Annotated in this window: 9 protein-coding genes; 3 read left to right on the top strand and 6 right to left on the bottom strand. The window is 40.0% G+C overall.

The features are described from left to right. Positions 1-107: 107 nt before the first annotated feature. The gene (locus LV92_RS06095; RefSeq protein WP_111622750.1) at positions 108-1214 is read left to right on the top strand and encodes an acyltransferase family protein; all 1107 of its coding nucleotides are present in this window, start codon (positions 108-110) and stop codon (positions 1212-1214) included. Between the two features lie 37 nt (positions 1215-1251). Here the strand turns inward: LV92_RS06095 and LV92_RS06090 are convergent, their stop codons facing one another. Further along, positions 1252-2880 (bottom strand): S41 family peptidase, encoded by a 1629-nt coding sequence (locus LV92_RS06090; protein ID WP_111622749.1) that lies wholly within the window; start codon positions 2878-2880, stop codon positions 1252-1254. Between the two features lie 11 nt (positions 2881-2891). Next, a complete protein-coding gene (gene rnpA / locus LV92_RS06085; protein ID WP_111622748.1) occupies positions 2892-3275 on the bottom strand; it encodes a ribonuclease P protein component in 384 nt (127 codons plus the stop codon). A gap of 118 nt (positions 3276-3393) precedes the next feature. Between rnpA and LV92_RS06080 the strand changes: the two genes are divergently transcribed. Beyond that, positions 3394-5244, top strand: coding sequence for a CBS domain-containing protein (locus tag LV92_RS06080; RefSeq protein WP_111622747.1), 1851 nt, complete (start codon positions 3394-3396; stop codon positions 5242-5244). Continuing rightward, a complete protein-coding gene (locus LV92_RS06075; protein ID WP_111622746.1) occupies positions 5241-6446 on the top strand; it encodes a succinylglutamate desuccinylase/aspartoacylase family protein in 1206 nt (401 codons plus the stop codon). Before LV92_RS06080 ends, LV92_RS06075 begins: the two co-directional genes overlap by 4 nt. 48 nt (positions 6447-6494) lie before the next feature. On the opposite strand, the gene LV92_RS06070 is transcribed toward LV92_RS06075, so the two are convergent. From LV92_RS06070 to LV92_RS06055, 4 genes are all read right to left on the bottom strand, one after another. Continuing rightward, complete coding sequence (locus tag LV92_RS06070; protein ID WP_111622745.1) at positions 6495-8363, bottom strand: M1 family metallopeptidase; 1869 nt, start codon at positions 8361-8363, stop codon at positions 6495-6497. An 82-nt stretch (positions 8364-8445) separates the two neighbouring features. Further along, the gene (locus LV92_RS06065) at positions 8446-10077 is read right to left on the bottom strand and encodes a S8 family peptidase (protein ID WP_111622744.1); all 1632 of its coding nucleotides are present in this window, start codon (positions 10075-10077) and stop codon (positions 8446-8448) included. Positions 10078-10190: 113 nt separating this feature from the next. Further along, positions 10191-11051, bottom strand: coding sequence for an MBL fold metallo-hydrolase (locus LV92_RS06060; protein WP_111622743.1), 861 nt, complete (start codon positions 11049-11051; stop codon positions 10191-10193). 116 nt (positions 11052-11167) lie between these two features. Continuing rightward, entirely contained in the window at positions 11168-12949 is a 1782-nt protein-coding gene (locus LV92_RS06055) for a cation:proton antiporter (protein WP_111622742.1), read from the bottom strand. Positions 12950-13177 lie beyond the last annotated feature (228 nt).

Raw genomic sequence — 13177 nt, 5'->3', positions numbered from 1 at the left:
GTTGCCCATTAAGATGGATTGGATAATTTGCATCCATTCATAATATTTTATGAATGTCCAAAGAAAATCACTACATTGTTATTACCAAATAATCAACCACGTACAAAATGACCAACCAAGCCACCAACCTTTCCAAAAGGTTATTTTCCCTTGACGTATTTCGAGGATTAACCATGTTTTTACTAATTGCGGAGGCCGCAGGATTTCATCGTAGCTTTGGGCTCTATACTGAAAACAATGCGGTTTTACACCCATTGGCGGAACAGTTGCACCATCATCCCTGGAACGGTTTGCGGTTTTGGGATCTTATACAGCCTTTTTTTATGTTTATAGTGGGGGTAGCCATGCCATTTTCACTAAAAAAACGCTTGGCTATGGGAAGTAGAAAGGCAGCTACCCAACATATTTTAAGAAGATGTTTTTTGCTTTTTAGTTTTGGGGTATTGCTGCACTGTGTGTATAGTCATGCATTGGTTTGGGAACTCTGGAACGTTTTGGTTCAATTGGCCTTTACTATTCTTATGGCCTATGCTATAATGAACCTTCCGCACCGTACACAGATTCTTATTTGCCTTGGAATTTTGATACTTACCGAGATTCTCTATCGGGTTTATAATCCACAGGACCCATACAATCAAGGGCAGAGTTTTGGGTCGTGGGTAGATATGTTGGTAATGGGTAAAATTAACGGTGGAGGCTGGGTTTTCATCAACTTTTTGCCAACTGCGGTACACACAGTGATGGGTGTAATTTGTGGACAAATGTTACTTTCCAATAAATCCGCCAAAGAGAAGTTAAATCCCTTATTAATGTGGGGAGCGGCACTACTTTTTTTGGGCTACGGGATGGATCTACTGGGAATAACCCCTATTATTAAAAGAATTGCGACTACCTCATTTACCTTGGCTTCGGGGGGATGGGCCTTGCTGGCCTTGGCTTTGTTTTACTGGTGGATAGATATTAGGGACCATAAGAACAAATGGTTGAAGATTTTTTCCGTTGTGGGAACCAACTCCATATTTATTTATTTGTTTGCCGAAACTGTAGGATCTCAATGGTTTAGAGATTTTGGGCATATTTTTACCGAAGGACTTTTAGCGCCTTTAGGTATGGATGAATATCTAATATGGATTATCAACTCCATATTTGTTCTATTCATGTTTTGGTATTTAACCTATTTCTTGGATCAGAAGAAGGTTTATTTTAAGATATAGTAGTTTAATACCGAGGCACTATTTGGTCGGAATTTCCTTATTTCAGAATATTCATGTATTTGCCATTATCGTTCAATAGAACGGTGGCGGTCATAATGGCTTCGTCATTTTGTAAATGGTAATCATAAAGACCTTCCCTGTAGAAATAGCGTTTAAGAATTTCATCCTCCAAATTCTTCTGGATTTCAGCTTTGTATTTATCCAAAGCCATCAATTTATTTTTATCCATCTCCAACAATAGCGATTTATACTGATCTGTTACCTCGTTGCCAAATATAGTGCTGTCCTCGCCCGACATGGCCTCTTTTAGTGCTTTTTCGGCCTTGGTCTCAAAATTAAAACTACTTTTGGAGACATAATTTTTGAAAGAAGCAAAATCACTATCCTTATAACTGAAGTCCAATACATTTTCCACGGTGTTGTTATAATAGAAATCGGTGGCGTAGTCAAAAATAACATTATCGGATAATAGGGCCTGGGTAAGGGTATTGGTTTTGGCAGCAGCAATTTCTATATCTGGCAAAACACCTCCACCATCTTGGACTTTTCGCCCATTTTTGGTTTTAAAATCCCTAAACTGAGTATTTTTGACTGCGTTTCCATTCTCATCCCTATTCCAATAATCCAAGGATTGTATACACCTACCCGACGCTGTATAATATCTGGATATGGTTACTTTTAATTGGGTACCATAAGTAAGTTTTAAAGGGCGTTGTACCAATCCCTTTCCAAAACTCCTTGCACCTACTATAACGGCGCGGTCCAAATCCTGTAGACTTCCAGAGACAATTTCACTGGCCGAGGCACTTCTACCATTGACCAATACAACCAAGGGTATTTCTGTATCTACAGGTTGGTTGGTAGTCTTATATTCCCTGTTAAATTTTTTTACCTTGGATTTGGTGGTTACCACAAGTTCCCCTTTTGGAATAAAAAGATTGGTTACATTGATGGCCTCGGTCAATAGGCCACCGGGATTATCCCTTAGGTCCAAAATAATTTTTTTGGCGCCATCATTTTTTAAGCTTAGGAGAGCTTCCTTTGTCTGTTCAGAAGCTTTTTTATTGAATTTTGACAAAACAATATAACCGGTGTTCTCCTTGATCATCTTGTAATAGGGAACGGCATCTACTTCTATAGATTCCCTGTTCACCGTTGTAGACTTGGTTTCTCCCTGCCTAACATAAGTAATGCCCACACTGGTGTTATTGGCTCCTTTTAAAAGTTCGTCGGCATCATCCTGTATATCCGCTATGGCAATATCACCGATCTTAATGATTTCATCCCCGGCCTTAAGTCCCGCCTTATCAGCGGGATAACCTTTGTAAGGTTCAACAATAACTACTTTATCCTTGTAACTACGAACCACGGCACCAATACCTGAATATTCACCTGCATTGTTTATTTTAAAGGATTCAACGTCTTGCTCATTAAGGAATTTGGTATAGGGATCCAGATCTTCCAACATGTTTTTAATGGCAGTATCCATTAATTCCGCAGGATTGGTTTCATCCACGTAGTTCATGTTCAACTCTTTGAAAAGGGTTGTAAAAATTTCGATCTGTTTGGCAATCTCAAAAAAATCGCCCTTAAAACTACTTCCTGCAATAAGTAATGTAATAGCGATAATGGGAATAAGTACCCGTTTTTTAATTATCTCTTTCATCTGTTCATAAGTTATTTGCTAGCCTTAGCAATTTCATCGACAAATTTCCGCATCAAAGGAATCATGGTATCTGTTATTTTGGATTGCGAGGGCATCTCCTTACCAAGATATAAAAACATAAACGCAAAGTTACTCTCTATGTTGTTAAAAATTAGGTGTTTGTTCAACCTATAGCTTTCCCGCATCAATCTTTTGATTCGATTTCTTTTTACGGCACTTTTAAAATTTCTTTTGGACGCGGTCACCCCAACCTTGCATATGGAACCATCGTCAAAGCTGGTTTTAAGATAAACAAGTTTTATGGGATAATTGGTAACACCAATCCCTTCCGCAAACAACTGTTCAATTAGTTTTTTGCTCTTTAGTTTTTCTTTTTTTGGGAAGCTAAATGACATTTGGCCGTAAATGTAAAATAAAAAGCACAGTTATGGGATATGACAATCATCATAGTTCAAAATCCATTTAGCCATTATCTTGGGTTATCTTTTTTACAAAACTATAAATAAGGGATTTATGGGAGAATTGCAAGTTGAAAAATTGAGGAACAATCCACTTAAAGCCAAGTATATTAAACAATTGTTGGCAGACCTTGTGGCCTTGGAACAGATACAGGATAAAAAGATGTTCGAACAAAGTCCAATTAGGATCGGTGCCGAGCAGGAATTCTGTTTGGTTGATGAATCATGGCAGCCATCCAATAAGGCTTTGGAAGTGCTTAAAAATATAGATGATCCACATTTCACCACCGAATTGGCTCTTTATAACCTCGAAATTAATTTGGATCCCATTCCATTATCCGGGAACTGCTTTTCTGAAATGCACTTGCAGTTAGATCATTTATTGGCCATTGCCAATAAAGTTGCGGAGGAATCTGCTACTAAAATTATACTGTGCGGAATTTTGCCGACCATTTCTAAAAGGCATTTGAATTTTGAATATTTGACTCCTATTCCCCGATATAAGATTTTGAACGAGGTGATAAAGGAAATAAGAAATAATGATATAGAAATACATATAAAAGGGGTAGATGAGTTGAATATTCGTCATGATTCCGTGTTGTTCGAAGGATGCAATACCAGTTTTCAAGCCCATCTGCAGATAGACCCATATGATTTTGAGGATACTTATAATTGGTCTCAGGCCATTGCAGGGCCCATCCTGTCCATTTGTACCAACTCCCCCATGCTTTTTGGAAGGGAATTATGGGAAGAGACCAGAATAGCCCTATTTACCCAAAGTGTGGATACCAGGGCCAGTAACTTTCTATTGAATGAAAGTGAACCTCGGGTGAACTTCGGAAATAGTTGGGCAAAAGGAACAGTTGTGGATTATTTTAAAGACTCTATTACAGGATTTAGGAGCTTACTTACTTCTAATAACGACGTGGACAGTTTAAACGAATTGAAACAGGGAAAAATGCCAAAGTTAAAGGCGCTGTCACTCCATAACGGAACAGTCTATACCTGGAACCGTGTCTGCTATGGTATTACCAATGGAAGACCCCATATAAGAATTGAGAACAGATATATCCCCTCCGGACCCACTACTGAGGACGAAATTGCCAATATGATGCTGTGGGTGGGAGTAATGATGGGAAGGCCTAAAAAATTCAATGCCATTCATACCAAGATGGATTTTAAGGATGCCAAAAGCAATTTTTTCAATGCCGCCAGATATGGTATGGCAGCTCAATTTTATTGGGATGGACAACTAATCTCTAGTCAACAGTTATTGTTGGATCACTTCTTGCCTATGGCCTTTAATGGATTGTATAGTATGGGGGTAGCACCAAAAGATGCAGAGCATTACTTGAAAATTATAGAACGGAGGATTGCCACTCAAAACGGTTCACGATGGACGATTAAAAGCTATAGAAAACTTAGAAAGGAGTTTAAGCTTCCAGATGCCCTGACCATATTAACGGCCAAAATGTACCAGGGTCAACAAAAAGGATATTCGGTAGATGCTTGGGAATTGCCAAGAGGTGATGAATTTGTAATTGACGAAAATGAGAGAAAGGTGTACCAGATAATGAACGTACATACCGTAACTGCCCAGGATAGTGATAGTTCGGAATTGGTGTTGAAAATGATGCAGTGGAAAAATATTCATCATGTACCTATTCTAAATGATGATTTGGACCTGGTTGGTTTGTTGACTTGGACAGACCTAAAGGCGTATTTAAAGAATCCGGACAAATTTGAAGGGCCTATTAAAGATATTATGAAAACGGAACTGATTACTACAACAGAGGAGGAAAGCACTAAGCGGGCGAAGGTCCTAATGGAATCCAAAGGTATAAATTGTCTGCCGGTTGTACAAGGAAAGAAATTGATAGGTATTATCACAACCAAGAACCTATGATTAGAATGAAGGACCAAATAGGCAGGAGCCGAACCATTGGTCATTTTAAAGGTGGCAATGGTGGCCCTACCATGATATTTTTCGGGGGCATTCACGGTAATGAGCCTTCTGGTGAGCAGGCAATACAAGAAGTCTTCAAAGGGATAGCGGAAAATGGAATTTCTGTTAATGGTAACATCTATGGGATTCGTGGCAACGTTGCGGCACTTTTGGCCGGGAAAAGATTTTTGGATGGTGACCTAAACCGATTATGGACCGATGAAAAAATTGAAAAAATTAAGGCCAAAGCGGAAAATGAACTTCTTAACGAGGACAGGGAATTATTATCCATTCACCAAGTCTTATCGGATATCCTGAAAACGGAATCCGGACCTTTTTACTTTATAGATTTCCATACTACGTCCAGCAAGACCCTGCCGTTTATTACCATTAATGATGCCTTGATCAACAGGAAATTTTCAAAGCTTTTTCCTGTCCCTATAATTTTGGGGATTGAGGAGTATTTAGATGGCCCCCTACTTAGTTATATCAACGAACAGGGCTACTTGGCCCTTGGTTTCGAATCCGGCCAGCATACGGAGCGGGCAGCGGTGGACAATAGTATAGCCTTTATGTGGTTGGCCCTCGTCTATAGTGGAGCACTTAAAAGAGTTGATGTTGAAGGGTTTGAAGGTTATTACCTTCAGCTTCAAAATTCGGCCCAAGAGAACGCCAATTTTTTTGAGATTATTTACAGACATCCTATTGTATCCGGGGACAAATTTCATATGCTGCCCGGATTTAAGAGTTTCGATGTCGTAAACAAAGGTAAAATATTGGCCGAACACAACCATAAAGCGGTATTGGCCCTGCAAAAATCCAGCATTTTTATGCCTTTGTACCAAAGCCAAGGAGAGGATGGTTTTTTTTTGATTCGTAAGACACCTAAGTTGGCCTTGTGGATATCCGTCCTGTTGAGAAAAATTAGAATGCCCGCTTTGTTGCCCATTTTACCAGGGGTTTCATGGGCAGATAAGAAAAAGGGCACCTTATTGGTGAATGAAAGAACTGCCAGATTTATGGCAAAACCTCTTTTCCACCTGCTGGGGTATAGAAATAGGCTCATCAATAAAAATGAAATCTTAATGACCAGTAGGGAGGCCACCGCAAAGAATAAGATGTATAGTGGCACATGGTGGTATCGAAATAAAAAATCCGTTTAAAACAGCCATGGTCAGCCATCTTAAACGGATTTAAAAATTTAATTATTTTTATTCTTGGGCCTGCCAAACATTGTTTTCTTCATTTACATCTGCCATTAGTTGGGATGGGTCCAATACAATGGCCTTAACGTTATTGAGCTCCTTATCCAAGATAAAGTCGTAATTGGAATATGCCCAGGGCCAATCTTGCAATACGGTTCTTTTTAAATTAGGATATGGATTCTCTTTTTCGCCATACATCATACGCAAGGGAGCATAAAATGTTTCTTGGGTACCATCGTTGTACAGAACCAAAATATCTATGGGCATGGGCATAAGACCAATTCGTTCCAAGCTTACCTTGGTTTTTTGTCCATCTGCCTCCACCGCCTTAATACCGTAATCTATGGTGTTTGTCGTTTGGGTCCAATCTGTAAGGTACCAGTCCAACTCCATCCCGGAAACCTTTTCCGCTGTTCTTTTTATATCGTTTGGGGTAGGGTGTTTAAATTTAAAGTCCTGATAATATTTTCTCAGGGTCTCCATAAGCTTATCCTGGCCTATGATATAGCCCAGTTGCGATAGGAAAATAGCCCCTTTACTATAGGCGGCAACCCCATAGGCAAAATTTAGCTCATATCTATCGGAATGGGTGGTCTGGGGTTGTTCTTTACCTGAAGCAACCAAATTATAATATCCTTGATAGGAACCAGCAAAGGGATTTTCCTTTTTTTGGTCCATGACCTGGTCCATACATAAACTGGAGATAAAGGTGGTAAAGCCTTCATCCATCCATTCGTGTTTGGACTCATTGCTCGCCAACACATGCTGGAACCAGGAATGTGCCATTTCATGCACCATAACTCCTACCAGGCTTCCAAAATTTCTACCCCCGGTAATAAGGGTACTCATGGCGTATTCCATACCACCATCGCCTCCTTGTATTATCGAGTATTGTTCATAGGGATAATCGCCAATATTTTTATTGAAGAATTGCATGGCTTCGGCCGCTTTTGGCTGAAGCTTTTTCCAATTTTCTATAATTTCCTTATCGTTTTTATAGAAAAAATGGAGCATTGGCCCATTTTCTACCTTTAGGGTATCATGAATGTAGTCTGGATCAGCAGCCCACATAAAATCGTGGACCATTGGGGCCTTAAAATGCCAAGTAAGGGTTTTGCCCTTGGTCTTTTTTATTTTTGATCCAGGGGTTTCATACCCATGACCCATTTCTTCGGGATTCTGTAAATATCCAGTACCGCCTACCACATATTTCTTGTCCAAGGTAAGCTTAACATCAAAATCGCCCCATACTCCTTGAAATTCACGGGCAATATAGGGATCGGCGTGCCAACCTTCAAAATCGTATTCCGCCAATTTCGGGTACCACTGGCTCATAGAGAGCGCTACCCCTTCACTGCTGTTTCTACCGCTTCGCCTTATCTGTAAAGGTATTTGTCCATTGAAGGTCATTTCAAAGGTGGTTTTTCCTCCAGCGGGAATGGGTTTATTTAACTCCACGACCAAAATGGTTCCTTCTTCAACAAAGGAAACTGCTTGGTTGTCCTGTGTCAGGGAAGTAACTCTAAGATATCCCATTTCTTCCGGGCTAAGGCTTGAGATCCTACTTTTCCCGTCGGCCATCATTCTACCGTCCGGATCAGCAATACTTTGTAAACGCATGTCCATCTCGCTGCCAGGTTGAAAGGCATTAAAGAAAAGATGATAATACACTCTGCTTAGTTCATCCGGGGAGTTATTGGTATAGACCAATTTTTGAGTTCCGCTATATTGATATTTTTCAACATCCACGTTCACATCCATGGAATAATCCACGTTCTGTTGCCAATAGGAAGTATTGTTTTGAGCTTCCAATTTTGCTGTTAAGCAAATTATGGCAATCACTAAACCAAAAAAAAGTCCTTTGTTATGTCTCATACCTTACAATTTGTAAAATCTATTTTTTATAGTTCAAGGGCAGCCAAGGCTTATAGGCTGTCCCTTGAATTTTTTTTAACTATTATAGTTTTATTTTCCCTCTGGACACGGCATCCGCCATAATTAAGGCATTATATGCATTTACCATTTTACCTGATTTGGAGATTTTTTGAAAATCCATTGCCATAGAGGTATCACCTGCAACCACTACCTTCGATTTGGTCGTAAGTCCGGAATTCAGCAATATTGCCTTTACTTGGGAGGCTGATAATTTTGGATAAAACGATCTAACAAGGGCAGCAACTCCTGCAACAGCAGGCGCGGCCATGGAAGTACCTCCCTGAAAATCGTATTCATTATTGGGCATTGTGGAATAGATATCGTCACCAGGGGCAAAAATATCAACGTTTATAAGGCCATAATTGGAAAATGAGGCCACCATTTCGGAACCATATGTGCTTGCTAAAGCGCCAACGGTAATCACATTATTAGCCATTTCTGGCCCATTATTGATTTGATCGTTGGGGAAATTAGGGTTATTTGGGTCATCAAGATCTTCTCCTGAATTTCCAGCGGCATGCACAAAAAGTACATCATTATCAGCAGCGTATTTAATGGCGTCATAAACCCACTCTGCATTAGGGGAGTAGGACTTTCCAAAACTTCCATTAATAATTTTGGCTCCGTTGTCCACGGCATAACGTATTCCCAAAGCAATATCCTTGTCGTATTCATCTCCATTGGGTACTGCCCTGATACTCATAATTTCTACATTGTCCGCAACCCCGTTGGCTCCAAGACCGTTATTTCTTTTTGCTGCAATAATACCGGCAACATGGGTTCCATGACTTTCATCATCAACGCGGTTCTTAGGATTTCCGTTACCGTAGTCCCTATCGTCAAAATTATAAGGATCATCACCCACCATTTTTCTGCCATCAAAATCTACATTTAGATTATAGTTAAGTTGATCTGAAAAATGTTTAATACCATCTTTAAGTTCTGAAAGAACTTCTGGAATAGTATCCTTTATGCTCAACATTTGCATTAAAATACTTATGTTTCTCTGCATGGTCTCATCTTCCGTTTTAATATCGGTCAGGTCTTTTTTGGTATAGCTATCTTTCCCCAAAAGCTCCTTTACCTCATCATCCGCATTTTGGACTGCTTGCAATATTTGTTCGTACTGTCCTTTGTTTTGAAGGGCTTTTTGATAATCCTTGTCCAAGTTGCTTTTGGCCTTGGCCTGAAGGGAGGCATCCCCCAATTTTTTGCTTACAATTCTGGCCATTTCCAATTGCTCGTTGTAGGACTCCCCTAAAAAGTTGTACCCGTGTATATCGTCTACATAACCATTATTGTCATCATCCTTGTTGTTTCCTGCAATTTCTCCCTTATTGACCCAAAGTACGTCCACTAAATCCTCATGGGTAAGGTCCATTCCGGAATCCAGTACGGCCACAATTACTTTCTCCCCTTTTTTATTCCCGATTATTTCGGCGTAGGCCTTGTCTACGCTCATCCCTGGAATGGTATCGGTAAGCAGGTCCGTGTGTCCCCACTTCTTTTTTTGAGTCTCGGTTAATTCCGATATTTTTAGGGGTAGGGTATCAATATTTTCAATTGGGGTGGAAACTAGGGCAGTACTGCCACAGCCATAAAGTAAAATAGAGGCCGACACGGCCAAAAAAGTTCTGTTCAATGTTAGTGTCATTTATTTATAGTGTTAGATTAGAATGTCTTATTAAATTCATTTCCAAGAAATTTTGCTTGAAAGCTTGCTGTGCAGCCATGGTTTGCCATGAAAGGAATTTAAAATTGATCATATTATTCAAAAAGCTGGGCAAATGTATGTATTTCTTTTAAACGTATTCCCTTGTCAGTTGTCTGTAGTGTACAGATTTCGTTGTGGGCATCGTGTTCCAAAAACAGATGGTAATTGTCTTTTACGGACTTTTCCAAAAAAATCGCTTTTTCTGAAAGTGTTAATAGCGGCCTTGTATCATAACCCATAACATATGGCAGTGGAATATGGCCTGCAGTAGGGAGTAGGTCCGCTGCAAAGACGAGAGTCTTGTCCTTGTACTGAATATGAGGTATCATTTGTTTTTCCGTATGTCCGTCCACAAACAAAATTCCAAAATCCAATTCCGATTTTTCCGTGAAAGGGTTTTCCGTCCTTTCAACAAATCGCAACTGTCCACTTTCTTGCATGGGCGATAAGTTTTCTGTTAAAAAGGAGGCCTTTTCGCGCGCATTGGGTTGCGTGGCCCATTGCCAATGGGCCTCATTGGTCCAAAAAACGGCATTTTTAAAAGCGGGTTCATAACCGGTTCTATCCTTGTTCCATTGTATGCTTCCCCCACAATGGTCAAAATGTAAATGGGTTAGGAAAACATCTGTAATATCATCCCTGTGAAAGCCGTATTTTTTTAGGGAATTATCCAAAGAATGGTCTCCCCACCTATAGTAATACCCAAAAAATTTATCGGACTGTTTATTGCCCATCCCTGTATCAATTAGGGTAAGTCGATCGCCATTTTCGATTAATAGACATCTGGCGGCCATATCTATCATATTATTTGAATCTGCCGGATTGGTCCTGTTCCATATAGATTTTGGTACCACACCGAACATGGCCCCTCCATCCAACTTAAAATTTCCAGATTCAATAGGGTATAATTTCATAGAAAACCTAGTGTAAAGAAGGTGCAAATTAACAAAAGCACTAGGGATATTTCTTGAAACTTGGTTTTATTAGTGGTTTTTTAACACTTTATCAGCAATTTATCATAGGTGTTTAGCTATTGGAGGTAAACAACACTTTCCTTGGATTTTATAATGTCCTTGTAATGAAATGGTCGCTTTATGCCATTTTCATCGAGAATCAAAATGGGTAGGATGTCCTTATTTTTGGCACTGTGCTTAAACCAATTTCTGGTAGAGATTTCCTTTTCTATCTTATCTTTCTTTTCTTCAAAATTGTTCGTGGTAATTTTGTAGGACCAAGGTACCATATCGGTTTTGTTGGCAAACAAGGAAGAGGCATCCATATGATCCAACAGGTTTATACCTACCCCATTTTCAACTGGGGAGACAAGTACTATTCTGTTCGGGATATAAAAGGAGTTGTAGGCCAATTGTGCAGAAAGAAGATTAATCTCGCTATTGCCCGTAAGTGCTATAAAGGTATTTTTGTTAATAGCGTTCGCCGCCTCAAACGCGTCCTCCCTAAGACCGTTTCCATAGATTGCTTTTACCCCCTGTGCATTAGCTTCGTTCACTAAATCCTTGTTGTAGTCTATAAGGATTACTTCATTCTGTTCGGCCAATTGCTTGGCGATGTAGAGTCCCAAGGGATTTGCACCGAGTATTAGGTATCCATGTCTCGCGTCCTGTTTTACCAGTTCCCCGCGTTTTTTGAGCCAATTGGTGGTCCAAGTAAGGAATACCGGGACCGTAACGGTAGTAGAAATGGCCATAAAAACCAAAATTGAAAATATTTCCTGTGAAATAATGTTCATCTGAAGACCTATTCCTGCAATAATTATCTCCACAGCGCCCCTTCCGTTCATACCAGTACCAATAGTGAACCCTTCCCGCCAACCGTATCCGCTGGGTAAATAAAATAGCGTGGTCCCTAATATTTTTCCCACCACCGCACCTGTAATTACACATATCAGAAGGGCCAGGTCTGTCTGAAAGACATCCAAAGTAACATGAAAGCCTGCTGTAACAAAAAAAATGGGAGCTAAAAAACCTATGGAAATATCATGAAAGACCGCTGAAACGTCTTTGAGAATTTGCCTAGAAAACACGCTATCCCTTATAAAGAGTCCGGCCATAAAACTTCCCAAAATACCATGTAACCCGGCAAGTTCTGCCAATTCGGAAAACCCCAGCACCATTACAATTAAAATGGTAAAGAGAATTGTTCGGCTGGTTAGCTTGGCCTTGGTTAGTAATTTACCCAAAAGAGGAAATAAATAGATGCCTATCAACACGGCAATAGAGAAAAATAGAATTGCTTTCCCTGCCACCCAGGCCAGCCCTGCGGTATCAATACTACCCGCTTCTACATAGCCTATAATTCCGGCAAAAATGACAAGGGCCAAGGTGTCCGATATTAGGGCTCCCGCCATCAGCACATAGGCTATTCGCGTATCCAAAAGCTTTAGATCTACAAGGATTCTACTCTTGGTGGCCAAGGAAGTTACCCCAACAGCAATACCCACAAAAAGTCCGGCAATATTAGTACCCCCAAAATACAAAATGGTATAATAGCCTAGGACAAAAGGAACCACGAATCCACCAATGGCCGCAAGTAGACCAGCCCATGAGGCTTTTCCCAGATCCTTAAAGTTGATTTCCATTCCAATATAGGCCATAAGGAAAAGTATTCCCACTTCAGCCAAAATGTTCAGGTCATCTGAAGTTTCCAGAACGGCCAACAATGCGGGACCCAAAATGATTCCAATTATAAGCTCACCCAAAATGGAGGGGAAACCCATACGTTTGGCCAAAATCCCCCCTAGCCAAGCGGCGGCCAATACCATCAACAGGTTTACTATATTCAGTTCTACCATAGCAGTAAATTTTTGATGGGGAAACCGATGATAAAATACCTAAAAATTGGCAAATCCCAAAGAAACCGGGAACTTTCTATTATTACTCCCAAAAGAGGGTGTTTTTACCGTATTTTTTAAAATGAATTACCTTTTCCCGAAGTGGAAAACTGGCATTTTTTAATGGGGAGACAAGGTTTTTTTACCTTAGATGGATTATTTCTATATTAAAACTTATCTTGCTTCAAA

The organism is Arenibacter echinorum (assembly GCF_003259375.1).
GTDB classification, from domain to species: Bacteria; Bacteroidota; Bacteroidia; order Flavobacteriales; family Flavobacteriaceae; genus Arenibacter; species Arenibacter echinorum.
The sequence above is the reverse complement of the archived record's forward strand: the minus strand, read 5'-3'. Positions and strand labels throughout refer to the sequence as shown.